General features: G+C 64.3%; 18 protein-coding genes and 5 tRNA genes. 17 read left to right on the top strand and 6 right to left on the bottom strand.

Annotated features, from left to right (window positions below; translation table 11 throughout):
* Nucleotides 1–130: 130 nt before the first annotated feature.
* On the top strand, nt 131–1,222 hold the full coding sequence (gene pbpG / locus AC0N04_RS15035) for a D-alanyl-D-alanine endopeptidase (RefSeq protein WP_474283041.1): 1,092 nt from the start codon (nt 131–133) through the stop codon (nt 1,220–1,222).
* Between the two features lie 90 nt (nt 1,223–1,312).
* Here pbpG and AC0N04_RS15030 read toward each other — a convergent pair whose 3' ends face one another.
* The 4 genes from AC0N04_RS15030 to hpnC form a co-directional block, all read right to left on the bottom strand.
* Entirely contained in the window at nt 1,313–2,095 is a 783-nt protein-coding gene (locus AC0N04_RS15030) for an IclR family transcriptional regulator (RefSeq protein ID WP_474283040.1), read from the bottom strand.
* Nucleotides 2,096–2,194: 99 nt separating this feature from the next.
* Nucleotides 2,195–3,472, bottom strand: a complete 1,278-nt coding sequence (gene hpnE / locus AC0N04_RS15025; RefSeq protein WP_474283039.1) for a hydroxysqualene dehydroxylase HpnE — start codon at nt 3,470–3,472, stop codon at nt 2,195–2,197.
* Nucleotides 3,472–4,320, bottom strand: coding sequence for a presqualene diphosphate synthase HpnD (gene hpnD, locus AC0N04_RS15020; RefSeq protein WP_474283038.1), 849 nt, complete (start codon nt 4,318–4,320; stop codon nt 3,472–3,474). Before hpnD ends, hpnE begins: the two co-directional genes overlap by 1 nt.
* Nucleotides 4,317–5,156: a squalene synthase HpnC gene (gene hpnC / locus AC0N04_RS15015; RefSeq protein WP_474283037.1), complete on the bottom strand. Its 840-nt coding sequence runs from the start codon at nt 5,154–5,156 to the stop codon at nt 4,317–4,319. The genes hpnD and hpnC overlap by 4 nt, the downstream gene beginning before the upstream one ends.
* Before the next feature lie 198 nt (nt 5,157–5,354).
* Between hpnC and AC0N04_RS15010 the strand changes: the two genes are divergently transcribed.
* The 9 genes from AC0N04_RS15010 (at nt 5,355) to AC0N04_RS14970 (ending at nt 12,145) form a co-directional block, all read left to right on the top strand.
* A tRNA-Leu gene (locus AC0N04_RS15010) sits at nt 5,355–5,441 on the top strand.
* A 44-nt stretch (nt 5,442–5,485) separates the two neighbouring features.
* A complete protein-coding gene (tig, locus tag AC0N04_RS15005) occupies nt 5,486–6,793 on the top strand; it encodes a trigger factor (RefSeq protein WP_474283034.1) in 1,308 nt (435 codons plus the stop codon).
* 162 nt (nt 6,794–6,955) lie between these two features.
* Nucleotides 6,956–7,564, top strand: a complete 609-nt coding sequence (gene clpP / locus AC0N04_RS15000; protein WP_474283032.1) for an ATP-dependent Clp endopeptidase proteolytic subunit ClpP — start codon at nt 6,956–6,958, stop codon at nt 7,562–7,564.
* Nucleotides 7,565–7,688: 124 nt separating this feature from the next.
* Nucleotides 7,689–8,957, top strand: a complete 1,269-nt coding sequence (clpX, locus tag AC0N04_RS14995; protein ID WP_474283030.1) for an ATP-dependent Clp protease ATP-binding subunit ClpX — start codon at nt 7,689–7,691, stop codon at nt 8,955–8,957.
* 97 nt (nt 8,958–9,054) lie between these two features.
* Nucleotides 9,055–11,487, top strand: coding sequence for an endopeptidase La (gene lon / locus AC0N04_RS14990; RefSeq protein WP_474283028.1), 2,433 nt, complete (start codon nt 9,055–9,057; stop codon nt 11,485–11,487).
* Nucleotides 11,488–11,651: 164 nt separating this feature from the next.
* Nucleotides 11,652–11,727: transfer RNA gene (locus AC0N04_RS14985), tRNA-Gly, on the top strand.
* Between the two features lie 75 nt (nt 11,728–11,802).
* Nucleotides 11,803–11,876, top strand: a tRNA-Cys gene (locus AC0N04_RS14980).
* Nucleotides 11,877–11,889: 13 nt separating this feature from the next.
* Nucleotides 11,890–11,965: transfer RNA gene (locus AC0N04_RS14975), tRNA-Gly, on the top strand.
* A 91-nt stretch (nt 11,966–12,056) separates the two neighbouring features.
* Nucleotides 12,057–12,145, top strand: a tRNA-Leu gene (locus AC0N04_RS14970).
* Between the two features lie 42 nt (nt 12,146–12,187).
* Here the strand turns inward: AC0N04_RS14970 and murI are convergent.
* Nucleotides 12,188–13,027: a glutamate racemase gene (gene murI, locus AC0N04_RS14965; protein ID WP_474283026.1), complete on the bottom strand. Its 840-nt coding sequence runs from the start codon at nt 13,025–13,027 to the stop codon at nt 12,188–12,190.
* Between the two features lie 197 nt (nt 13,028–13,224).
* On the opposite strand from murI, the gene AC0N04_RS14960 reads away from it, so the two are divergent.
* From AC0N04_RS14960 to AC0N04_RS14945, 4 genes are all read left to right on the top strand, one after another.
* A complete protein-coding gene (locus AC0N04_RS14960; protein ID WP_474283024.1) occupies nt 13,225–13,974 on the top strand; it encodes an electron transfer flavoprotein subunit beta/FixA family protein in 750 nt (249 codons plus the stop codon).
* Nucleotide 13,975: 1 nt separating this feature from the next.
* Nucleotides 13,976–14,905: an electron transfer flavoprotein subunit alpha/FixB family protein gene (locus AC0N04_RS14955; protein ID WP_474283022.1), complete on the top strand. Its 930-nt coding sequence runs from the start codon at nt 13,976–13,978 to the stop codon at nt 14,903–14,905.
* Between the two features lie 94 nt (nt 14,906–14,999).
* A complete protein-coding gene (locus AC0N04_RS14950; RefSeq protein ID WP_474283020.1) occupies nt 15,000–16,790 on the top strand; it encodes an acyl-CoA dehydrogenase in 1,791 nt (596 codons plus the stop codon).
* On the top strand, nt 16,790–17,743 hold the full coding sequence (locus AC0N04_RS14945; RefSeq protein ID WP_474283018.1) for an NAD(P)H-dependent flavin oxidoreductase: 954 nt from the start codon (nt 16,790–16,792) through the stop codon (nt 17,741–17,743). The genes AC0N04_RS14950 and AC0N04_RS14945 overlap by 1 nt, the downstream gene beginning before the upstream one ends.
* Before the next feature lie 58 nt (nt 17,744–17,801).
* Here AC0N04_RS14945 and AC0N04_RS14940 read toward each other — a convergent pair whose 3' ends face one another.
* Nucleotides 17,802–18,143 (bottom strand): hypothetical protein, encoded by a 342-nt coding sequence (locus tag AC0N04_RS14940; RefSeq protein WP_474283016.1) that lies wholly within the window; start codon nt 18,141–18,143, stop codon nt 17,802–17,804.
* A 258-nt stretch (nt 18,144–18,401) separates the two neighbouring features.
* On the opposite strand from AC0N04_RS14940, the gene AC0N04_RS14935 reads away from it, so the two are divergent.
* The 3 genes from AC0N04_RS14935 (at nt 18,402) to lpdA (ending at nt 24,170) form a co-directional block, all read left to right on the top strand.
* The gene (locus AC0N04_RS14935; protein WP_474283014.1) at nt 18,402–21,260 is read left to right on the top strand and encodes a 2-oxoglutarate dehydrogenase E1 component; all 2,859 of its coding nucleotides are present in this window, start codon (nt 18,402–18,404) and stop codon (nt 21,258–21,260) included.
* Between the two features lie 114 nt (nt 21,261–21,374).
* Entirely contained in the window at nt 21,375–22,625 is a 1,251-nt protein-coding gene (gene odhB, locus AC0N04_RS14930) for a 2-oxoglutarate dehydrogenase complex dihydrolipoyllysine-residue succinyltransferase (RefSeq protein WP_474283012.1), read from the top strand.
* Between the two features lie 102 nt (nt 22,626–22,727).
* Nucleotides 22,728–24,170 carry a dihydrolipoyl dehydrogenase gene (gene lpdA, locus AC0N04_RS14925; protein ID WP_474283010.1) on the top strand — a complete coding sequence of 481 codons (1,443 nt, stop codon included), beginning with the start codon at nt 22,728–22,730 and terminating at the stop codon, nt 24,168–24,170.
* Nucleotides 24,171–24,174: the final 4 nt, after the last annotated feature.

The raw sequence follows: 24,174 nt of genomic DNA, 5'->3' as shown, positions 1-24,174 counted from the left end.
CCGGGAGCCAGATCCGAACGATCGGTATCTGGCACTTTAGGAAAGACATGCAAGCTTTTGATCTTGCATGTCTTTTTTGTTTCAAATAGACTCAGGCATCTGTCGTAGGGCCAACATGGTGACACCCAAAATGAATGTATTGACTCGAGTCGGATCGCTGGGGTTGGCGCTCGTCGTTGCCGGCGCGCTCGTCAACGTGGCTCACGCGCAAACGCAGAATGCGGCTGAGCATACGACCCACGCACACCATGCCAAGGCCAAGTCGCACAAGGGCAAAGCCGGCAAATCAACCGGCAAGTCGAGTCATGCTCATCACGCGGTGGCGGCGACTCATCGGACGAAGGTGCATCCGTCGAAGGCAGCCGTCCATCCGGTCGTCCATGCGGATGCAGAGCCGGCCAAGGTGTCGTTCGGGCAGATGGCGGGCCTGCACAACACTCAGGATCCGTTGGCACTGAAGTCCAGCGTCGCCTACGTGCTGGACCAAGACACGAACGAAGTTCTGTTGAACAAGAACTCCGATGCCGTTCTGCCGATTGCCTCGATCACGAAGTTGATGACGGCGATGGTGGTCAACGAAGCGAATCTTCCGATGGATGAGACGCTGACGGTGGCGCAGGACGACGTCGATACCGAGAAGTTCAGCCGATCTCGCTTGAGGGTCGGGACCCAGTTGACCCGCGGTGAGATGCTCCATCTGGCGCTGATGTCGTCTGAAAACCGCGCGGCTCATGCCTTGGGGCGTTACTACCCGGGCGGGTTGACCGCCTTCGTGAGCGCGATGAATGCGAAGGCAAAGTCGCTGGGCATGAACGACACCCGGTATGTCGAGCCGACGGGCCTGTCCAGCCAGAACCAGTCCAGTGCGCGCGATCTGGCCACGCTGGTCAAGGCGGCGTACAAGGTGCCGTTGATCCGTGAACTGACGACCTCGCCGCAGTACGAAGTGGAAGTCGGCCACCGACCCATGGAGTTCCACACGACCAACCAGTTGGTGCGAAGCCCGGAATGGAACATCGGCCTGCAGAAGACCGGCTACATCACCGAGGCGGGGCAATGCATGGTGATGCAGGCGAAGCTCGCCGGCCGCAAGCTCATCATGGTGTTGCTGGATTCGGCAGGAAAATATTCCCGTATCGGCGATGCCGAGCGCATCCGCAAATGGCTGCTGACTGGTCAGCCTCAGGCTGCTGCGCACGGGATCCGGTCCACGGCCGGCTGATTTTGACGCAGCACGCAGCGCCTCGTTGAGGCGCCATCGGTTGCGCTGGCCCCCCCCCCCCCCCCCCGGGCTGCCGATGCCCTTGGTCGTTCAGGCGGCCGGCACCGGCCCGCGGTGTCCCAATGCCGCCGAGATCTGCGCCGCGGTCGCCTTGACCCTCTCCAGCCACGACTCTTCCAGGCGGTCGGCAGGGGCTGAAACCGACAACCCTGCCACCAATTTGCCCTGGTCGTCGAAGATGCCGGCGGCCATGCACCGTACGCCGAGTTCGAGTTCCTCGTCGTCGCGCGCCAGCGCTTCGCGTTTGACGCGCAGCAACTCGCGCTCCAGCGAGGGGAGGTCGGTGAGGCTGTTGCGCGTGTGTCCGGTCAGCCCGGTTCGGGTGGCGTAGCTGCGCACGCGCTGCGGGTCGTCGAACGCCAGGAACAACTTGCCCACCGAGGTCAGGTGCAGCGGAGCCCGTCCGCCAATCGCCCGCACCACCTGCATGCCCGAGCGTTCGCTGTAGGCGCGTTCGATATAGACGATCTCGTCGCCCTGGCGCACCGACAGATTGACGGGCTGATGCGTGAGCTTGTGCAATTCGCGCATCGGCGCCAAAGCCGCGTCGCGGACATCCAGCCTGGCCTTGACCAGGTTGCCCAACTCCAGCAGGCGCATGCCCAGGCGATAACTGCCCGCCTCGGGGCGGTCCACGAGTCGGCCGGCGGCCAGATCGTTGAGAATCCGGTGCGCCGTGGACGGATGCAAGCCGGTTCGTTCGCTCAAATCCTTGAGCGCGACGGGATCTTGCTGGGCGGCCAGTTCGTCAAGAAGCGCGAAGGCGCGAGCAAGCACCTGGATGCTGGGAGTCTGTGCGTCTTTGCGGGCCATGGTGATCTCGTGGTCGTTTGGAATGCATTTTTACATGGCGAAATCGTTTCCGGGCACTGCGACCTCAATGGCGACGCCGGGTCTGCGGGATCAATCGATTCACAGGGTGGCGACGGCCGCCAAACCGGAGCGCACGGCGCCTTCCAGCGTGGCCGGATAGCGGCCCGCGATGTAGTCTCCTGCAACGGAAATGCCGGGCAGCGGTGCGCCGTCCGGGCGGAGCATGGCCGGCGTGCAGGAAAACGTCGCCCGCTGTTCGATTCGAATCGCGGCCACGTCGACCGGAGGCTGGTGGCCGAAGTGCCGATGCCATTGGGTGACGACCGCGTCGGCGATCGCCCGTCGCCCTTGTTCGACCCATTGGGCAGCGCCGCTGACGACCATGGCAAACAGGCCCGCCCTGGCACCGAGTTGCCCCAAGTCGAAGCCAAACTGAGCGGGGTCGTGTCCCGTTGCAGGGCCGGCCGGGAACGCCATCATGGGTTCCGGCCATCGCGCCTGGGGCGCCTCCAGCCACACCGTCACGATGGGTTCGTAACGTAGCGCGGCAGCGCGGGCGGCCCAAGTCGGCGCATGCGGTGCCATCAGCCGCGAGGCTTCGGCAGCCGAGCAGGCCAGCACCAGATGGTCGAAGGTTTCCCCATCCGCCTGCCAACCCTGCTCATGCCGGCTCAGTGCGTGGACCCGAACGCCCGGCCGCCATACCGTCCCGTGGCGTTGAAGCCACTGCAGCGCCGGCAGCGGCAACAGTTCGTTCAGCGGCATTCGAGGCAGCAGGAGATCGGATGCTCCCGCGCCGACAAACAGCGCATCCTGCAACACGTTGAGCAGGACCTGCCCGCTGGCCTGCCGGGCAGGGGTGTTCAGGGCAGCGAGGCAGAGAGGCTCGATCAGGCCATCAAAAAGGGACTTCGGGCAGGTCTGGGCCAACTGGCTGACCGTCCAACGGGCGTCGCAGCGAAACCCTTGCATCCGCCACCGAGCCGCCAACCAAAGCAGCCGCAAGCGGTCGGCGAGCGGTACGCCGGACCATCCCAGCACGCCACGAACAAACGCCGGCACGGCCGGTCCGGGCGGCAGGCGCAGGCCGCTGCCGTCCGGGAATACGAACGCCAGCGGGGCGCGGTGCAACACGGCTTCCGGATCGACGCCCACGCGTCGCATCAAGGCCAGGGTGTCGCGGTAGGCTCCGATCAGGATGTGCTGGCCATTGTCCAGCGGTTGTCCTGCGTGGGGTAGGGTCCGGGCACGGCCGCCGGCCTGGTGCGCCATCTCGAACAGCGTGACGGCATGGCCCATGGAGGTTGCCTGCACGGCGGCGGACAAACCCGCCCAGCCGGCCCCGATCACCGCGACTCGGCAGGACGGTGAACTCATCAGCGACCTTGCCAATGGGTGCGCGCGGCGATCCAGAGCTTTCTCAGGGGCGTCAACGAGGTGCGCTGGTGCAGAACCTGGAACCCGTCGGCCTCGATCTCTCGCAGCAAGGTTCGATAGATATTGGCCATCATCAAACCCGGCTTCTGTGCCACCCGGTCCGCATCAGGTAGCAGGTCCATCGCCTCGTCGTACAAGCGATGGGTCCGCTCGGCCTGGAATCGCATCAAGGCCTGGAAGTCGGCACTGTAGCCCCAGGGTGCATCGCGCTTGAGGATCGTGCTGGCCTTGACGTTGAAGCGCTGCATTTCATCCATCGGCAGGTAGATGCGTCCGCGACGGGCATCGTCGCCCACATCGCGAATGATGTTCGTCAGTTGCATGGCCAGCCCGAGGCGGTGGGCATAGTCCAGAGTCTGCGCTTGGCTCCGGCCAAAGATGTTCGCCGCCACCTCGCCGACGACGCCGGCCACCAGATGGCAATATCGCTGAAGAGCCCCGAAATCGAGAAAGCGGTTTTGATCCAGGTCGGTCTGGCAGCCTTCGATGACCGCGAGCAGGTGCTTGGCCTGGATGTCGAACTCCTGGGCCAGCGGCCAAAGTGCCTGGGTGACCGGGTGGCTGGGCCGAGCCGCAAAGGCTTGCGCCACCTCGCCTCGCCACCATGCCAGTTTGGACGCGGCGACCTGTGCGTCCTGCACCTCGTCGACGACATCGTCGACCTCGCGGCAGAAGGCATAGAACGCCGTGATCGCAGCCCGGCGCTGCGGCGGAAGGAACAAGAAGGCATAGTAGAAAGATGAGCCGCTGGCGGCCGCCTTGTCTTGGACGTATTGCTGAGGGGTCATCTTGCTCGGCCCGCGGGCATGCGCAGGGCGCGCCACAACATCGGTGGCAGGTCGAGCGCCCCGAGCGTCGGGCGGTAGGTGAAGGACGCGGGATTCATGGCCTCGATTTTCTCCAGGATACGCAATCCGCCCTGCACCACCAGCCGTAATTCCCAACCCACCCGGCCAGGAAGCCGCCGAACCAGGGGCGCGCCTTCCTGCATCAAGTCGGCAGTCCACTGGCACAGGGTCGCCAGCAGCGCGCGTTCCGGCGCCCCTGCCGCCTTACCGTGCAGCAACGCGTCGAGGTCGACACCGTGCCGCTGCGCCATGTCCTGCGGCAGGTAGCAACGGCCGCGGGGATGATCGACGCTGAAGTCCTGCCAAAAGTTGATCAGTTGAAGAGCGCTGCAGATGGCGTCCGACTGGGCCAGTGCGGCCGGATCGTCAATGCCGTAGAGATGCAACAGCAGTCGCCCTATGGGGTTTGCCGATCGACGGCAATAGTCCAGCAGACGGTCGCGGTCGGGGTAGAGCGGATTGCCGACGTCCTGCATGAACGCATCCAGCAGCTCGTCCAGCAGCCGGGGCGGCAAGCTGAACGCGCGGACCGCGGACCGGAGCGGCTCGAATACGCCTGACCATCGGGGTGAGGGCGATTCGCCTGATGTGACCCGCGCAAGATCGCGGCGATAGTCTGCGAGCAGGGCCAGACGCTCAGGCGGTGGCAGGTCTCCTTCGTCCGCCAGATCGTCGGCCGTGCGAGCGAAATGGTAGATGGCGATGATGGGCGGGCGCAATCGGGCCGGGCACAGCCAGGAAGCAACAGGAAAGTTCTCGTAGTGTTCGACGCTCACGGTGCGCGATTGTCCATGCCTGCGTTGCTTTGCGCCGTCCCGATCCGACGTCGCGCTTCAGGGAGGCTGGCGCTACGGATAGAATTGAGAATTTACCGGTTCGCCGGGAGGCGGCTTCCTGCGGGCGGCTGTCTCCGATCCACCAGTTCAGGAAGGTCCGTGCGGCAATGGCGCCGGATGGATGCCGTGATCGGCCGCGCGCGGGTGGCGAAATTGGTAGACGCACCAGGTTTAGGTCCTGACGCCTTCACGGGCGTGCCGGTTCGAGTCCGGCCCCGCGCACCAGTCCCGATCACGATTTGAGACCCCGAAACTACAGAGTTCGCACCATGGCAGTGAATGTTGAAACCCTCGAAAAACTCGAACGCCGCATCACGCTGACGCTGGCGGCCACCGAGATCAACTCGGAAATCGAAACGCGGCTCAAGAAGCTGGCCCGCACGGTGAAGGCGGACGGATTTCGTCCTGGCAAGGTGCCGATGTCGGTCGTCAGCCAGCGCTACGGCTACTCGGTCCAATACGAGGTCATGAACGACAAGCTCGGGCAAGCCTTTGCACTGGCCGCCAACGAAGCGCAGTTGCGGGTGGCCGGCACCCCGAACATCACCCAGAAGGACGAGGCCCCCGAGGGCACGATCGCCTTCGATGCCACGTTCGAGGTCTATCCCGAAGTACAGCTGGGCGACCTTTCGACGGCGGAGGTGGACCGTGTCGCTGCGGAGGTGGACGATGCGGCGATCGACAAAACCGTCGAAATCCTGCGCAAGCAGCGCCGCACCTTCGCCCAGCGCCCGGCGGCAGAGGGTGCTCAGGCGGGCGACCGCGTGACCATCGACTTCGAAGGCAAGATCGATGGCGAGACCTTCGCCGGCGGAAAGGCCGAGGCGTTCCAGTTCCTGGTCGGCGAAGGCCAGATGTTGGAGCAGTTCGACACCGCGGTGCGCGGCATGAAGGTGGGTGACTCCAAGACCTTCCCGCTTCAGTTCCCGGCCGACTACCACGGCAAGGACGTGGCCGGCAAGGAGGCTGATTTCCTGGTGACGATGAAGAAGATCGAAGCCCAGCACTTGCCCGAAGTCAATGCCGAGTTTGCCAAGGCGCTCGGGATTCCCGACGGCACCGTCGAAGGCCTGCGTGCGGACGTCAAGAAGAACCTGGAGCGCGAGGTCAAGTTCCGTGTGCTGGCTCGCAACAAGGGCGCGGTGATGGACGCGCTGGTCAAGGCAGCTGAACTGGACCTGCCCAAGTCCCTGGTCGAGTCCGAGGTCGAACGCCTGATCGAAGGCGCCCGTGCCGACCTGAAGCAACGTGGTGTCAAGGACGCGGAGAACGCGGCGATTCCCGCCGAGATCTTCACCCCGCAAGCCGAGAAGCGGGTCCGTCTGGGCTTGGTGGTGGCCGAATTGGTGCGCGCGAACAATCTTCAGGCCAAGCCCGAACAGTTGCAGGCCCACATCGAAGAGATGGCTCAGAGTTATGAAAAGCCGGCTGACGTGGTGCGCTGGTACCTGTCGGATCGCCAACGCATGGCCGAAGTCGAGGCGGTGGTGATCGAGAACAACGTCACCGAGTACGTGCTCGCGCGTGCCAAGGTCACCGACAAGATCCTGCCCTTCGATGAACTGATGACGGCCTGATCGTTCCTCGCGCAGGAGGGCGCCGGGGCGCCCCGCCAGGATCTGCGATCACCTCAGAGCCCGACCGATGCGGCCGGGCTTTTTTCTGCGCGTCCCGGGCATGCGGGCCAGCGACATAATGAGCGCCAGCAACTTCAGCATTTCTTCGCCACAAGGACTTCCATGAGTGCAACCGATACACAGGCCCTGGGCATGGTCCCGATGGTCATCGAACAGTCCGGCCGCGGCGAGCGGGCCTACGACATCTACTCGCGCCTGCTGCGCGAGCGCATCATTTTCCTGGTCGGCCCGGTCAATGACCAGAGCGCCAACGTGGTGGTGGCCCAGTTGCTGTTCCTTGAGAGCGAAAACCCGGACAAGGACATCTCCTTCTATATCAACTCGCCGGGTGGCAGTGTCAGTGCCGGCATGTCGATCTTCGACACCATGCAGTTCATCAAGCCCGATGTGTCGACGCTGTGCATCGGCATGGCTGCGAGCATGGGGGCATTCTTGTTGGCGGCCGGTGCCAAGGGCAAACGCTTCTCGCTACCCAACAGCAAAATCATGATCCACCAGCCGCTGGGCGGTGCGCAGGGGCAGGCGTCCGACATCGAGATCCATGCGCGGGAAATCCTCAAGACGCGCGAGCAGCTCAATCGCATCCTGGCCGAGCGTTCGGGGCAGCCGCTGGAGAAAATCCAGGCGGACACCGAGCGGGATTACTACATGTCGGCCGCCGAGGCGCAGACCTATGGACTGATCGACCAGGTGCTGGACAAGCGAGGCTGATGCCCCCGCCGGTGGGCGGTCTTTATCAGGGTGTTTTCGCCCCTTTTCCGGTGCCCGATGCTGGAATCCAATTGTTCTATCATTCGCTCACGCTCTTCACTGCACAGCCCAGGCTCGAATCTCCATGCCCGACAAGAAAGGCGCCTCCGGCGAAAAAGTCCTCTACTGCTCGTTCTGCGGAAAGAGCCAGCACGAGGTCAAGAAGCTCATTGCGGGGCCTTCGGTCTTCATCTGCGATGAGTGCATCGAACTGTGCAACGACATCATCCGTGACGAGGTTCCGGCCGAGGCGGGCGCTACCAAGACGCTGAAGTCCGACCTTCCGGTTCCGGCCGAGATCAAGGCCAGCCTCGATCAATACGTGATCGGCCAGGAACCCGCCAAGCGGATTCTTTCGGTGGCGGTCTACAACCACTACAAGCGCTTGAAGCACCTGGGGGGCGCCAAGGACGAGGTCGAACTCTCCAAAAGCAACATTCTGCTGATCGGCCCGACCGGGTCCGGCAAGACCTTGCTGGCGCAGACCTTGGCGCGGCTGCTGAACGTTCCGTTCGTGATCGCCGACGCCACCACGCTGACCGAGGCCGGTTATGTGGGCGAGGACGTCGAGAACATCATCCAGAAGCTGCTTCAGAACTGCAACTACGATGTCGAACGCGCACAGCGGGGCATCGTCTATATCGACGAAATCGACAAGATCACCCGTAAGTCAGAGAACCCTTCAATCACCCGTGACGTGTCGGGCGAGGGCGTGCAGCAAGCGTTGCTGAAGCTGGTCGAGGGCACGATGGCCTCGGTCCCCCCGCAGGGCGGCCGCAAGCATCCGAACCAAGACTTTCTGCAAATCGACACGACCAACATCCTGTTCATTTGCGGCGGGGCCTTCGATGGTTTGGAAAAGGTGATTCAAAACCGGACCGAGAAGTCAGGTATCGGCTTTGGCGCCACGGTCCACAGCAAGTCCGAGAAGCGGGTCTCAGAGGTGTTCCGCAACGCCGAGCCCGAAGATCTGGTTCGCTTCGGCTTGATTCCTGAACTGGTGGGCCGTCTGCCGGTGGTGGCCACGCTGGGTGAACTGACCGAGGATGCGTTGGTGCAGATCCTGGTCGAACCGAAGAATGCGCTGGTCAAGCAGTATCAGAAGCTGTTCTCGATGGATGGCGTCGAGTTGGAAATCCGGCCATCGGCCTTGGCCGCCATCGCGAAGAAGGCGCTGGCCCGCAAAACCGGAGCCCGGGGTCTGAGATCGATCATGGAACAGGCCTTGATCGACACCATGTTCGACCTGCCGACCCTGGACGGGGTCGCCAAGGTCGTGGTGGACGACCACATCATCGACGAAGGCGGCAAACCGCTGCTGGTCTACCGCGAGCAGGCCAAGGCGAGCGCCTGATCCTCACTGCCCACTCCCAGCCGGCCACCCTGATGCGCCAGGCTCCTTGCAATCAACCGCTCGGGCCCCATGTGGGCACGAGAAAGTGAGGCATTCCATGTCAGGTCATCCCATTCTTCCTTCGGAACCCATCAGCCTTCCGCTGCTCCCGCTACGCGATGTGGTGGTCTTCCCCCACATGGTCATCCCGTTGTTCGTCGGGCGGCCGAAGTCCATCAAGGCCCTGGAAGCCGCGATGGAAGCCGGCCGCCAGATCATGCTGGTGGCCCAGAAAGCCGCCGGCAAGGACGAACCTAAGGCCGACGACATGTTCGACGTCGGCTGTGTGTCGAGCATCCTGCAGATGCTGAAGCTTCCCGACGGCACCGTGAAAGTGCTGGTCGAAGGGGTGCAGCGCGCCAATATCACGAGCATTACCGACAACGACGAGTATTTCGTTGCCGATCTGATTCCCGTGGAACCGGCCGGTGAGACCTCGTCCGAAGGCGAGGCCTTGCGCCGTGCGGTCACCCAACAATTCGACCAGTACGTCAAGTTGAACAAGAAGATCCCGCCCGAGATCTTGACCTCGATCGCCGGCATCGACGATCCGGGTCGCTTGGCCGACACCATCGCGGCCCATCTGCCGCTGAAGCTCGAAGCCAAGCAATCGGTACTCGACTTGTTCGACGTCGCCAAGCGACTCGAAAAGCTGCTGGAGCAACTGGAGCATGAGGTCGACATCCTGCAGGTCGAAAAGCGCATCCGGGGTCGCGTCAAGCGCCAAATGGAGAAGAGCCAGCGCGAGTACTACCTGAACGAGCAGGTCAAGGCGATCCAGAAGGAACTGGGCGACGGCGAAGAAGGCGCCGACCTGGAAGAACTGGAAAAGAAGATCAAGGCAGCACGCATGCCCAAGGAGGCGCGCAAGAAGGCCGACGCCGAATTGAAGAAGTTGAAGCTGATGTCGCCGATGTCAGCCGAGGCGACGGTGGTGCGCAACTACCTCGACACGCTGATCGCCTTGCCGTGGTCCAAGAAGACCAAGATCAAGCACGATCTCGGCAACGCCGAGGAGGTGCTGAACGAAGATCATTACGGCCTCGACAAGGTCAAGGACCGTATCCTCGAATACCTCGCGGTGCAACAACGGGTCGAGAAGGTCAAGGCGCCCATCCTGTGTCTGGTGGGCCCCCCGGGTGTGGGCAAGACTTCGCTTGGCCAGTCGGTGGCGCGCGCGACCGGGCGCAAATTCGTCCGCATGGCGCTGGGCGGGGTGCGTGACGAGGCCGAAATTCGCGGCCATCGTCGGACCTACATCGGCTCGATGCCGGGTAAGGTGCTGCAAAGCCTTGCCAAGGTCGGCACGCGCAATCCGCTGTTCCTGCTCGACGAAATCGACAAGCTGGGCATGGATTTCCGAGGAGACCCGTCGTCGGCCTTGCTGGAGGTGCTCGATCCCGAGCAGAACCACACTTTCGGTGACCATTACATCGAGGTCGATTTCGATCTGTCGGACGTGATGTTCGTGGCCACCTCGAACTCGATGAACATTCCGCCGGCCTTGCTGGATCGGATGGAAGTCATTCGCCTGGCAGGCTACACGGAAGACGAGAAGCTTCATATTGCACAGAAGTACCTCTGCCCGAAACAGGAGAAGAACAACGGCCTGAAGGACGGCGAGATGGACATCGCCGAATCCGCGATCCGCGGCATCATTCGCTACTACACCCGCGAGGCCGGCGTGCGGTCGCTCGAGCGCGAAATCTCCAAGATCTGCCGCAAGGTGGTCAAGGGCATCCAGCTCAAGACCTACGCCGACAAGGTCGTGGTGACGGACGAGAACCTGAACGACTTCCTGGGCGTACGCAAGTATGACTTCGGACGTGCGGAGAAGGCCAATCAAGTGGGTCAGGTCGTCGGCCTGGCGTGGACCGAGGTCGGTGGCGATCTGCTGACCATCGAGGCCACAGCGATGCCCGGCAAGGGCAACATCATTCGCACCGGCTCGTTGGGCGACGTGATGAAGGAGTCCGTCGAAGCGGCGCGTACCGTGGTGCGCAGCCGGGCTCGTCGCCTGGGCATCAAGGATGAGGCCTTCGAGAAGCGCGATGTGCACATCCACGTGCCGGACGGCGCCACGCCCAAGGATGGGCCGAGTGCTGGCGCGGCCATGACCACGGCCTTCGTGTCTGCGCTGACGGGCATTCCGGTCAAAGCCCATGTGGCGATGACCGGTGAAATCACGTTGCGTGGTGAAGTCACCGCCATCGGCGGATTGAAGGAAAAGCTGTTGGCCGCGGCACGCGGTGGCATCAAATTGGTAATGATTCCGGAAGACAACGTCAAGGATCTCCAAGACATTCCGGACAACGTGAAGAGCCAATTGGAGATCGTGCCGGTGCGGTGGATCGACAAGGTGCTTGAGGTGGCCTTGGAGGCGGTGCCGTCGCCCCTTCCGGATGAGGAACCGGCGGTCACCGCTTCCTCCGTCAAGGCTGAGGTCACGGCTGCGCCTCCGGTCGGTGGGGTGGACGCGATCACGCATTGACAGGAGGATGGTGGGCTTGTCGAAAAAAAATCTCGGGCTCGCCAAGTTGACCAAAATCTGCCTATAATAAGAGCTTCGCTGCTTCGGCATGAATGACTTCAACAAGCGTTCATGCCGAGCGACACCAAGCGCGCAAGCGGCGAATGTGTTCCGTCAGGAGCCGTGCGGGAATAGCTCAGTTGGTAGAGCGCAACCTTGCCAAGGTTGAGGTCGCGAGTTCGAGCCTCGTTTCCCGCTCCAGATGCCCAAGAGGGAAGCTCAGGCTTCCCTTTTTCATCACGGCCCCTGATGGCAATACGAAGTTGGTGACGCGGCGGCGCGATAGCAAAGCGGTTATGCAACGGATTGCAAATCCGTCTAGTCCAGTTCGACTCTGGATCGCGCCTCCAAGCTGCCAGATCTGCGGGAATAGCTCAGTTGGTAGAGCGCAACCTTGCCAAGGTTGAGGTCGCGAGTTCGAGCCTCGTTTCCCGCTCCAGTTCAAAAAGGCTGCCGTGTTCTGCACGGCAGCCTTTTTTGTGCCTGCCGCTCAGGGGCGGCTACCCAGCGACGCGATAATCCGCCTGCCCGCCCGGATGGCGAAATTGGTAGACGCAGCGGACTTAAAATCCGCCGCCCCTCACAGGGCATACGGGTTCGAGCCCCGTTCTGGGCACCACCGCCGGGTTCGGCATGTCGCCAGGGCGGGGCGGCGGCGCGCTCAGAGGCTCAACGTCTCGATCGACGCGTTCAGGCCCAGGCGGGTGCGGGCGAATCGTTCCAGCACCTGAGGGTCGCCGGTGGTTTGCAGGCGAAGAGGCGGTTCGCCCGTCGCGGCTGTGGCGCCGTGCAGGGCCAGCGCGTGGCGCGCCACCGCATCGGACGTGTCCAGGAGTTGGACCTGCGATCCGAGGCGTCGAGCAATGGCATCGCGCACGAACGGGTAGTGGGTGCAGCCCAACACCACGGTATCGGATTGCGATGCCATCAAGGGTTGGCAGAAGCGGTCCAGCAGCGATTCAATGTCGGCCTTGGCCGCGTCGCCTTGCTCGATGGCCGCGACCAGACCTGGACAGGGAACGCGCAGCACTTCGCAAGCGGGCGCGTATCGTTCGACCAGCGTCGCGAAGCGCTTGCTGGCCAGCGTGGATGGTGTCGCCATCACCCCGATGCGCTTGTTTTCGCTGAGTGCCGCGGCCGGCTTGATCGCAGGTTCGACACCCACCAACACCAATCCGCTGAAGTGCTGGCGCAAGGTGTCGATGGCGGCGGCCGTGGCGGTGTTGCAGGCCACCACCACGGTCCGGGCACCTTGCTCGACGAGGTGGCGGGTGATCTTGAGCGATCGATCCACGACATGCGCCAGATCGCGCTCTCCGTAGGGCGCGTGGCCGGAGTCCGCGACATAGAGCAAGGGCGTCGATGCGCTTTGCTGGTGAAGGGCCTTCAAGACCGACAGTCCGCCGAGGCCGGAGTCGAAAACGCCGATGAGCGGTGTGCCGTGTCTTGGTGAACTCATATCGGCGGCGAGTCTACTCGGCCTGCCGTCGATGGCTTGCAAAGAGAGTCGACGCGCGAGCCTGTTTCAGCTTAAAATAGCACGGTCGTTCTATTTATCCATTGTCGGATGCTGCCGATCGGTGGCGTCCGGCGCTGCGCGGCCTGCCGAGTCAGCTTCGAGCCGGCCATCGCCCACTAGAATGCGGCGATTGACGTTAACGTCAATCGCCATGAGTGACACAACAGGAGCAACGCGACATGAAGGTACTGGTTCCCGTCAAGCGCGTCGTCGACTACAACGTGAAGGTTCGCGTGAAGTCCGACGGCACAGGGGTGGACATCGCCAACGTCAAGATGAGCATGAACCCCTTTGACGAGATCGCCGTCGAAGAGGCGGTGCGCTTGAAGGAAAAGGGCGTGGTCACGGAGGTGATCGCCGTGTCATGTGGTGTCGTGCAGTGCCAGGAGACCTTGCGCACAGCGATGGCCATCGGTGCCGACCGCGCGATCCTGGTCGAGACCGACGCCGAGTTGCAGCCGCTGGCGGTCGCCAAGCTGCTGAAGGCCTTGGTCGACAAGGAGCAGCCCGGGTTGGTGATCCTGGGCAAGCAGGCCATCGACGACGACTGCAACCAGACCGGCCAGATGCTGGCCGCGCTGGCCGACCTGCCGCAAGCCACCTTCGCCTCCAAGGTCGAGGTGGCCGACGGTGAGGTGACCGTCATGCGCGAAGTCGACGGCGGCATGGAGACCTTGAAGCTCAGCCTGCCGGCGGTGGTGACCACCGACCTGCGCCTGAACGAACCGCGTTACGTCACCTTGCCCAACATCATGAAGGCCAAGAAGAAGACGCTGGACATCGTCAAGCCGGCCGATCTGGGCGTGGACGTGGCGCCGCGCCTGAGGACCCTCAAGGTCTCGGAGCCGCCGGTGCGCGGTGCTGGCGTGAAGGTCCCGGATGTCGCCACCCTGGTGGCCAAATTGAAGAACGAAGCCAAGGTGATCTGAGATGCCCATCCTCGTCATTGCTGAACACGACAACGTCCACCTCAAGGGTGCGACGCTCAACACCGTCACCGCGGCGGCTCAATGTGGCGCCGAGGTGCACGTGCTGGTCGCGGGCCACAACGCCGGTGCCGTTGTCGCCGCGGCGGCACAGATCGCCGGAGTCACCAAGGTGCTGCACGCCGACGATGCGGGGCTTGGCCAGGGCTTGGCCGAGAACGTTGCCGCGCAAGTGCTGGCCGTCGCGGCCAATTACAGCCATCTTTTGTTCCCGGCCACCGCCGCCGGCAAGAACGTCGCTCCGCGTGTCGCCGCGCGACTCGACGTGGCGCAGATCAGCGAAATCTCCAAGGTGATTTCGGCTGACACCTTCGAGCGTCCGATCTACGCGGGCAACGCCATCGCCACGGTGCAGAGCGCCGATGCCGTCAAGGTGATCACGGTGCGCACCACCGGATTCGATGCGGCTGGCGCGGGTGGGAGCGCTGCCGTGGAGGCGGTTCCCGCCGCGGCGGCCAGCGCCAAGGTCAGCTTCGTCGGCCGTGAGATTGCCAAGAGCGACCGGCCCGAACTCACCGCTGCGAAGATCATCGTCTCGGGCGGGCGGGCCATGGGCAGCAGCGACAAGTTCAATGAAGTGCTGACGCCGCTGGCCGACAAACTGGGCGCCGCGCTGGGTGCCAGCCGTGCCGCGGTGGATGCCGGCTACGCGCCCAATGACTGGCAGGTGGGCCAGACAGGCAAGATCGTCGCGCCCAGCCTTTACATCGCCTGCGGCATCTCGGGGGCGATTCAGCACCTGGCCGGCATGAAGGACTCCAAGGTGATCGTGGCGATCAACAAGGATCCCGAAGCGCCGATCTTCAGCGTCGCCGACTACGGGCTGGAGGCGGATCTGTTCACCGCCGTGCCGGAACTCGTCAGCCAGTTGTGACCCCGGGTGCTTGGCGCAGCCTGGGCGGCGCCTCGTCCGGAAAGGGCGCCCTGGCGGCGCTCTTTCTTCTTTTGAAATTTCCGGAGACAAGACCATGACCTACCGAGCACCCGTGAAGGACATGCTGTTCGCCATGAAGGCGTTGGCGAACATCGAGGCCGTCGCGTCGTTGCCGGGCTTCGAGGACGCCGGCTTCGACACCGCCCAGGCGGTGCTGGAGGAGTGTGCGAAGCTCAACGAGGGCGTGATCGGACCGCTCAACCGCGCGGGCGACGTGAACCCCTCGGCCTTTAGCGACGGCAAGGTCACCGCCACGCCAGGCTTCAAGGAGGCGTTCCAGCAATACACCGCAGGCGGCTGGCAAGGTCTGAGCCACCCGGTGGAGTTTGGCGGCCAGGGGCTGCCCAAATTGATTCACGCGGCCTGCCAGGAGATGGTCAATTCGGCCAACCTCAGCTTTGCGCTGTGTCCGCTGTTGACCGACGGCGCGATCGAGGCGCTGTTGACCGCTGGCACACCGGAGCAGCAGTCGACCTTCATTCCCAAGATGATCGACGGCACCTGGACCGGCACGATGAACCTGACCGAGCCGCAGGCGGGCTCGGATTTGTCGATGGTGCGCAGCCGGGCAGAGCCGCAGGCCGATGGCAGTTACAAGCTCTTCGGCACCAAGATATTCATCACCTGGGGCGAACACGACATGGCCGAGAACCTCGTCCACCTCGTGTTGGCACGCGTCAGCGGCGCACCCGAGGGCGTGAAGGGCATTTCGCTGTTCATCTGCCCCAAGTTCCTGGTCAACCCGGACGGCTCGCTTGGCGCACGCAACGATGTGCACTGCGTCAGCATCGAGCACAAGATGGGCATCAAGGCCAGTCCTACCGCCGTGCTGCAGTACGGCGACAACGGCGGTGCCATCGGATACCTCGTCGGCCAGGAGAACCGCGGTCTCGAATACATGTTCGTGATGATGAACGCCGCTCGGTTCGGCGTCGGCGTCCAGGGGATCGCGGTGGCCGATCGGGCCTATCAGCGCGCGGTGGCGTTTGCGCGGGATCGCGTGCAGTCGCGGCCCGTGGACGGTTCGGTGGCGGGGTCGGCGGCCATCATCCACCACCCCGACGTGCGACGGATGCTCATGACGATGCGCGCCGTGACCGAAGGGTGTCGCGCCATGGCGCTGGTGGCCGCAGCCGCCTATGACGCGTCCCACCATCATCCGGATGCCGAGGTGCGCCGGCAGAACCAGGCGTTCTACGAATTCATGGTGCCGCTGGTCAAGGGCTATGCCACCGAGATGAGTCTGGAAGTGACTTCGCTGGGCGTGCAGGTGCACGGCGGCATGGGTTTCATCGAGGAAACCGGCGCGGCCCAGCTCTACCGCGACGCCAAGATCCTGACCATCTACGAAGGCACGACCGCGATTCAGGCCAACGACCTGGTGGGGCGCAAGACCTCCCGCGATGGCGGCACCACCGCCAAGGCGATCGCCGCCCAGATCCAGGCCACCGAGGCCGCGCTGAACGCCAGCGGCACGGAAGCCGCCACGGCGATGGCACTGCGGCTCGGTGCGGCGCGTGCCGCCTTCGTCGACGTCGTCGACTTCGTGGCCGGCCAGACCAAGGCCTCTCCGAACGCGGTGTTTGCCGGCAGCGTGAACTACTTGCTGCTGGCCGGCAATCTGATGGCCGGCTGGCAGATGGGCCGCGCCCTGCTGGTTGCGCAAGAACGGCTGGCCGCCGGCGAAGATGACGCCTTCATGCGGGCCAAGATCGCCACCGCACGCTTCTATGCCGACCATCTGCTGACCCGTGCCCCAGGCCTGCGCGATAGCATCGTTGAGGGGGCGGCAGGCGTCCTCGACATGGCTCTGGAGGCCTTCTGATGTCCCGGTTGCCGGGTGCCCTCGCGCACATTCCATTTCCGGTCATCGGCTCGCCGCTGTTCATCATCTCGAACCCGGCGCTGGTGATTGCCCAGTGCACGTCGGGGGTGGTGGGGTCGATGCCGGCGCTCAATGCCCGTCCGGCGTCGCAGCTTGACGACTGGCTGGCCGAGATCACCGAGGCCTTGGCGGCACACGACCGCGCCCATCCGAACCAACCGGCCGCGCCCTTCGCGATCAACCAGATCGTCCACAAGAGCAATGACCGGCTGGAACACGATCTGGACGTCTGCGCCAAGTACAAGGTGCCCATCGTCATCACCTCGCTGGGGGCTCGCACCGATGTCAACGATGCGGTGCATGCCTGGGGCGGGGTGGTGATGCACGACATCATCAACAACGCCTTTGCGCACAAGGCGATCGACAAAGGGGCCGATGGTCTCGTGGCGGTCGCCGCAGGGGCGGGCGGCCATGCCGGCACCAAGAGTCCGTTCGCGCTGGTCCAGGAGATCCGCCAGTGGTTCGACGGACCGCTGGCCTTGTCCGGCGCCATCGCCACGGGGGGGGCGGTGCTGGCGGCCCAGGCCATGGGGGCCGACTTCGCCTACATCGGTTCAGCCTTCATCGCCACCGATGAGGCCCGTGCGATAGACGCCTACAAGCAGGCCATCGTCGACGGCACGAGTGACGACATCGTCTACAGCAACCTCTTCACCGGGGTGCATGGCAACTATCTGAAGCCGTCCATTCGGGCCGCCGGCCTGGATCCGGATCATTTGCCCGAGAGCGATCCGTCGAAGATGAATTTCGGCGGAGACGCCAAGAAGGCCTGGAAGGACATCTGGGGCTGCGGCCAAGGCATCGCTGCGGTCGATCAGGTCGTTCCTGCCGCGGCGTTGATCGCCCGGCTGAGGCAGGAGTACGACGCGGCGCGACGGCGTCTGGCTCTTTAGGCTGCCGCGGTAACTCCGCGATATCGAGAACGGCCTTGCGTCCTGACGACGCAAGGCTTCAGCGCCGACGGGGCCGGGTCTCGAGCCAGGCGTCGCAGCCGGAGGACGTCGCGATCCAGCGACGCGCCAGCGCGCTGATCCATGGCGCCATCCGCGCCGGCAGGCCCCGCAGCACGCGCTCGGGCCGGCTCACCAATGCGCAGCGATACCGACCCGGTTCCGGTTCCCACCACAGTGCCCGGCAGCGTCCCTGCCGACGGCGGCTGACGATCATCCCCAGCGGGCACGGTTCGGCCACGCAGCACACGCCGCAGCCCGTGCAGGCGGCTCCGGGCGCGGGCATGGCCGGGGCGTCGGCACGCAGCAGGATCACTCGGGCGGCGACGGCATCTTCTTTCATGCGTGCCGGATTCTGATGCCGGCCGGGTGGCGGATTGTCAGGAAAGTAAAGGATTCGAGGCGTCCAATAGCCGGCGTTGGAAGATGTGGCAACGGTGCTAAAGTGCCCGTTGTGACATGCAGGTCCTTCTGTGTCCCCTTGCTGGTTGGTCAGACAAAGCAGCAAGGCGGGTCGCGATCCGCCTACCGGTGAAGCCGGGCCGCGGAAGGTTGTTAAACCCATCGAAGCTCTGGAAACCAGGGCGAAAGGTGAGCGGAAATGATGCAGCAATACAGGTCGAATTCGTACCTGTTCGGAGGCAATGCGCCCTACGTCGAAGAGATGTATGAGGCCTACCTCGACAACCCGGGCTCCGTCCCCGACACGTGGCGCGCGTACTTCGATGCGCTGCAGAACGTGCCTGCGACCGATGGCACGGACCATCGCGATGTCGCCCATGCCCCGGTGATCGAATCGTTCGCCCAGCGTGCGAAGTCGAACGCCTTTGCCGTCAAGGCCAGTTCCACCGATCTCGCGGTGGCGCGCAAGCAGGTGCATGTGCAGTCGCTGATCGCGGCGTACCGCTTCCTGGGGTCCCGCTGGGCCGACCTGGATCCGCTCAAGCGCACTGAGCGCCCCAAGATTCCCGAATTGGAGCCGGCGTTCTACGACCTGAGCGAGTCCGACATGGACATCACGTTCAGCGCCGCGAACACCTATTTCAGCAAGGCCGAGAACATGACTCTGCGCGAGATCATGCTGGCCTTGCGCGAAACCTATTGCGGCTCGGTGGGGGCAGAGTTCATGCACTGCACCGATCCGACCGAAAAGCGCTGGTGGCAGGAGCGCCTGGAGAGTGCCCGCAGCAAGCCGACCTTCACGGCGGAAAAGCGCCGGCACATCCTGGACCGCCTGACCGCGGCCGAGGGGCTCGAGCGGTACCTGCACACCAAGTACGTCGGGCAGAAGCGCTTCTCGCTCGAAGGCGGCGAGAGCTTCATCGCCTCGATGGACGAATTGGTGCAGCGTGCCGGTGAAAAGGGCGTGCAGGAGATCGTGATCGGCATGGCCCACCGGGGCCGGCTGAACGTGCTGGTCAACACGCTGGGCAAGATGCCCAAGGATTTGTTCGCCGAATTCGATCACACGGCACCCGAGGCCCTGCCGGCTGGGGACGTGAAGTACCACCAGGGCTTCTCCAGCGACGTGTCGACCGCCGGGGGGCCGGTGCACCTGAGCCTGTCGTTCAACCCGTCGCACCTCGAGATCGTCAATCCGGTGGTGGAAGGCTCGGTCAAGGCGCGGATGGATCGGCGCGGGGACCTCGAAGGCTCGCAAGTCCTGCCGGTGCTGGTCCATGGCGACGCCGCGTTTGCCGGCCAGGGCGTGGTGATGGAAACGCTGGCCCTGGCGCAGACCCGCGGCTACTACACCGGCGGCACGGTGCATCTGGTGATCAACAACCAGATCGGCTTCACCACCTCCGATCCGCGCGACACCCGTTCGACGCTGTATTGCTCCGACGTCGTCAAGATGATCGAGGCACCGGTACTGCACGTCAACGCCGACGATCCGGACGCGGTGGTCTGGTGCACCCAGCTGGCCATGGACTATCGCCAGCAGTTCAAGAAGGATGTCGTCGTCGACATCATCTGCTTCCGCAAGCTGGGCCACAACGAGCAGGACACGCCGGCGCTGACCCAGCCGCTGATGTACAAGACGATCGCCAAGCATCCCGGCACGCGCAAGCTCTTCGGCGACAAGCTGGTCGCCCAGGGCGTGCTCCCGCCGGAAGGGCCTGACGACATGGTCAAGGCTTTCCGTGCCGCGATGGATGCGGGCAAGCACACGGTGGACCCGGTGCTGACCAACTTCAAGAGCAAGTACGCGGTCGACTGGTCGCCCTACCTCGGCAAGAAGTGGACCGACGCGGCCGACACCGCCTTGCCCTTGGCCGAGGTCAAGCGCCTGGCCGAGCGCGTCACGAGCGTGCCGTCCAACTTCAAGCTGCACCCGTTGGTGGAGAAGGTCATTGCCGACCGCGCCGCGATGGGGCGGGGCGAGATCAACGTCGACTGGGGCATGGGCGAGCACCTGGCGTATGCGTCGCTGGTGGCCTCGGGTTATCCGGTGCGCCTGTCGGGCGAGGACTGCGGCCGCGGCACCTTCGTGCATCGGCACGCGGTGCTGCATGACCAGAATCGCGAGAAGTTCGACGAAGGCACCTACATCCCCTTGCAGAACGTGGCCGACGGCCAGGCTCCTTTCGTGGTGATCGACTCCATCCTCTCGGAAGAGGCGGTGCTGGGCTTCGAGTACGGCTATGCCGGCTCCGATCCGAACACGCTGACGATCTGGGAGGGGCAGTTCGGCGACTTCGTCAACGGCGCCCAGGTCGTGATCGACCAGTTCATCGCCTCGGGCGAGGTGAAGTGGGGTCGTGCCAATGGCCTGGTGCTGATGCTGCCGCATGGCTATGAAGGCCAAGGCCCGGAGCACAGCTCGGCGCGCCTGGAGCGCTTCATGCAGTTGGCCGCCGACAACAACATGCAGATCGTGCAGCCGACCACGGCCAGCCAGATCTTCCACCTGCTGCGCCGTCAGATGGTGCGCATGTTCCGCAAGCCGCTGGTGATCATGACGCCGAAGTCGCTGCTGCGGAACAAGGATGCGACCTCGCCGCTGTCTGAATTCACCAAGAGCGACTTCCGCACCGTCATCCCCGAACTCAATGGCGAGATCGAGGCGGCCAAGGTCAAGCGGGTGGTGGCTTGCTCCGGCAAGGTGTACTACGACCTGGTCAAGAAGCGCGAGGAAAAGAAGTCGAGCGACGTCGCGATCATCCGGGTCGAGCAGCTCTATCCGTTCCCGCACAAGGCCTTCGCCAACGAGATCAAGCGCTATCCGAATGCCGCTGAAATCGTCTGGTGCCAGGACGAGCCGCAGAACCAGGGCGCCTGGTTCTTCGTGCAGCACTACATCCACGAGAACATGCTCGAAGGCCAGAAGCTGGGCTATGCCGGCCGGCCGGCCTCGGCATCGCCGGCGGTGGGTTATGCGCACTTGCACCAGGAGCAGCAAAAGGCCTTGCTGGATCAGGCCTTCGGCAAGCTCAAGGGTTTCGTTCTGTCCAAATAACGCACTTGCGGACGCGGGCCGCGCCGCCAGCCTGGCTCGAACACGCCCCTTCGCGGGCGGTTCAGCGCGGCGGTGAGCGCGCGATGCGTCTGAAGCATCGAGAGAGAATCAAAAATGGCAATCGTAGAAGTCAAAGTTCCGCAGCTGTCCGAATCGGTGGCGGAAGCCACCTTGCTGCAATGGAAGAAGAAGCCCGGCGACGCCGTGGCGATGGATGAGATCCTGATCGAGATCGAGACCGACAAGGTCGTGCTGGAAGTGCCTGCACCGGCCGCTGGCGTGCTGTCGGCCCTGGTCCAGGCCGACGGTGCCACCGTGGTGGCGGATCAGCTGATCGCCCAGATCGATACCGAGGGCAAGGCGGGCGTCGCGGCACCGGCCGTGGTGGCGGCGGCAGCGGCACCGGTTGCCGCGCCGGCTGCGGCAAGCCCCGACAAATCAGGCGTGGCGATGCCGGCCGCGGCCAAGCTGATGGCCGACAACCAACTGGCGGCGGGTTCGGTGGCGGGCACCGGCAAGGATGGCCGCGTGACCAAGGGCGACGTGCTGGGGGCGGTGGCCGCGGGGGCGGCCAAGCCCGCGGCGCCGGTGGCGGCGCCCGTGGCCGCGGCGGTGGCCAAGCCGCTCCCGGCCGTGGCGGCACCGGTGGCCCAGAGCTTGGGCGACCGCCCGGAGCAGCGCGTGCCGATGTCGCGCTTGCGGGCCCGCGTGGCCGAGCGGCTTCTGCAATCTCAGGCCACCAATGCGATCCTGACCACGTTCAACGAAGTGAACATGGCGCCGCTGATGGAGATGCGCAAGAAGTTCCAGGAGAAGTTCGAGAAGGAGCACGGCGTCAAGCTCGGCTTCATGAGCTTCTTCGTCAAAGCCGCGGTGCATGCGCTGAAGAAGTTCCCGGTGATCAACGCCTCGGTCGACGGCACCGACATCGTGTATCACGGCTATTTCGACATCGGCATCGCGGTCGGTTCGCCGCGTGGCCTGGTCGTGCCGATTCTGCGCAATGCCGACCAGATGACCTTCGCCGAGATCGAGAAGAAGATCGCCGAGTTCGGCCAGAAGGCCAAGGACGGCAAGCTGGGCATCGAAGACCTGACCGGGGGCACGTTCTCGATCTCGAATGGCGGCACCTTCGGCTCGATGCTGTCGACGCCCATCATCAACCCGCCGCAGTCGGCCATCCTGGGCGTGCACGCCACCAAGGACCGCGCCGTGGTCGAGAACGGTCAGGTGGTGGTGCGTCCGATCAACTACCTGGCGATGTCGTACGACCACCGCATCATCGACGGCCGGGAAGCCGTGCTGGGCCTGGTGGCGATGAAGGAAGCCCTGGAAGACCCATCCCGCCTCCTGTTCGATATTTGACCCACCCCCGAGCGGCTGTCGCCGCTCCCCCTCAAAGGGGCGCCGCCAGCGGCCCGGCAGAGCCGGCTCCGCGGCGTCCCCTTGGTTGCGCAAGGACATCCCATGAGTACCAAGCAATTCGACGTCGTCGTCATCGGCGGCGGCCCCGGCGGCTACATCGCCGCCATCCGTGCGGCCCAGCTGGGCTTCAACACCGCCTGCATCGACGAGTGGAAGAACGCTGCCGGCGGACCTGCGCCGGGCGGCACCTGCACCAACGTCGGCTGCATTCCGTCGAAGGCGCTGCTGCAGTCCAGCGAGCACTTCGAGCATGCCAACCTTCACTTCGCCGACCATGGCATCAGTGCCAAGGACCTGAAGATGGACGTGGCCAAGATGGTCGCGCGCAAGGATGGCGTCGTGAAGCAGAACAACGACGGCATCCTCTATCTGTTCAAGAAGAACAAGGTCAGCTTCTTCCATGGCCGCGGCTCGTTCGCGGCGGCCAAGGACGGGGCGTACGAGATCAAGGTGGCCGGCGCGTCCGAGGAGACGGTCAGCGCGAAGCACGTCATCGTCGCCACCGGCTCCAGCCCGCGCGCGCTGCCGGGGGCCCCCTTCGACGAAGAGCGCATCCTGTCGAACGACGGCGCGCTGCGCATCGGGGCAACTTCGGGCGCCGTGCCCAAGAAGCTGGGCGTGATCGGCTCAGGCGTGATCGGCCTGGAGATGGGCTCGGTCTGGCGCCGCCTCGGGGCCGAAGTCGTCATTCTCGAAGCGCTGCCCACCTTCCTGGGCGCGGCGGACGAGGGCGTGGCCAAGGAAGCGCTGAAGGCCTTCGGCAAGCAAGGCCTGAAGATCGAACTGGGCGTGAAGATCGCCGAGGTCAAGTCCGGCAAGACGGGTGTCAAGGTGTCCTACACCAACGCGAAGGGCGACGCCCAGGAACTGGCGGTGGACAAGCTGATCGTCTCGATCGGCCGTGTCGCCAACACCCACGGGCTGAACCCGGAGGCGGTGGGACTGCAGCTCGACGAGCGCGGCGCCGTGGTGGTCGACGGCGACTGCCGAACCAATCTGCCCAACGTCTGGGCGGTGGGTGACGTGGTGCGCGGCCCGATGCTGGCGCACAAGGCCGAGGAAGAGGGCGTCGCGGTGGCCGAGCGCATCGCGGGCCAGCATGGCCACGTGAACTTCAACACCATTCCTTGGGTCATCTACACCAGCCCCGAGATCGCCTGGGTCGGCCGGACCGAGCAGCAGCTCAAGGCCGACGGCGTGGCCTACAAGGCCGGCCAGTTCCCGTTCCTGGCCAACGGACGGGCGCGCGCGCTGGGCGACACCACCGGCTTCGTGAAGATCCTGGCCGACGCCAAGACCGACGAGGTTCTGGGCGTTCACGTCATCGGGCCGATGGCGTCGGAGCTGATCGCCGAAGCGGTGATGGCGATGGAGTTCAAGGCCTCGGCCGAGGACATCGCACGCATCTGCCACGCGCACCCGTCGCTGTCCGAGTCGACCAAGGAAGCCGCCTTGGCGGTCGACAAGCGGACGCTCAACTTCTGACGCC

It is taken from the genome of Ideonella sp. sgz306126 (assembly GCF_056032705.1).
Note: the sequence above shows the minus strand (reverse complement) of the source record. Positions and strands in the feature narration are given on the sequence as shown.

Bases quoted from the DNA above. Each gene is read 5' to 3' on its own strand.
- pbpG (WP_474283041.1), top strand. From the start codon at position 131: ATGAATGTATTGACTCGAGTCGGATCGCTGGGGTTGGCGCTCGTCGTT.
- AC0N04_RS15030 (WP_474283040.1), bottom strand. From the start codon at position 2,095: ATGGCCCGCAAAGACGCACAGACTCCCAGCATCCAGGTGCTTGCTCGC.
- hpnE (WP_474283039.1), bottom strand. From the start codon at position 3,472: ATGAGTTCACCGTCCTGCCGAGTCGCGGTGATCGGGGCCGGCTGGGCG.
- hpnD (WP_474283038.1), bottom strand. From the start codon at position 4,320: ATGACCCCTCAGCAATACGTCCAAGACAAGGCGGCCGCCAGCGGCTCA.
- tig (WP_474283034.1), top strand. From the start codon at position 5,486: ATGGCAGTGAATGTTGAAACCCTCGAAAAACTCGAACGCCGCATCACG.
- clpP (WP_474283032.1), top strand. From the start codon at position 6,956: ATGAGTGCAACCGATACACAGGCCCTGGGCATGGTCCCGATGGTCATC.
- clpX (WP_474283030.1), top strand. From the start codon at position 7,689: ATGCCCGACAAGAAAGGCGCCTCCGGCGAAAAAGTCCTCTACTGCTCG.
- lon (WP_474283028.1), top strand. From the start codon at position 9,055: ATGTCAGGTCATCCCATTCTTCCTTCGGAACCCATCAGCCTTCCGCTG.
- AC0N04_RS14960 (WP_474283024.1), top strand. From the start codon at position 13,225: ATGAAGGTACTGGTTCCCGTCAAGCGCGTCGTCGACTACAACGTGAAG.
- AC0N04_RS14955 (WP_474283022.1), top strand. From the start codon at position 13,976: ATGCCCATCCTCGTCATTGCTGAACACGACAACGTCCACCTCAAGGGT.
- AC0N04_RS14950 (WP_474283020.1), top strand. From the start codon at position 15,000: ATGACCTACCGAGCACCCGTGAAGGACATGCTGTTCGCCATGAAGGCG.
- AC0N04_RS14945 (WP_474283018.1), top strand. From the start codon at position 16,790: ATGTCCCGGTTGCCGGGTGCCCTCGCGCACATTCCATTTCCGGTCATC.
- AC0N04_RS14940 (WP_474283016.1), bottom strand. From the start codon at position 18,143: ATGAAAGAAGATGCCGTCGCCGCCCGAGTGATCCTGCTGCGTGCCGAC.
- AC0N04_RS14935 (WP_474283014.1), top strand. From the start codon at position 18,402: ATGATGCAGCAATACAGGTCGAATTCGTACCTGTTCGGAGGCAATGCG.
- odhB (WP_474283012.1), top strand. From the start codon at position 21,375: ATGGCAATCGTAGAAGTCAAAGTTCCGCAGCTGTCCGAATCGGTGGCG.
- lpdA (WP_474283010.1), top strand. From the start codon at position 22,728: ATGAGTACCAAGCAATTCGACGTCGTCGTCATCGGCGGCGGCCCCGGC.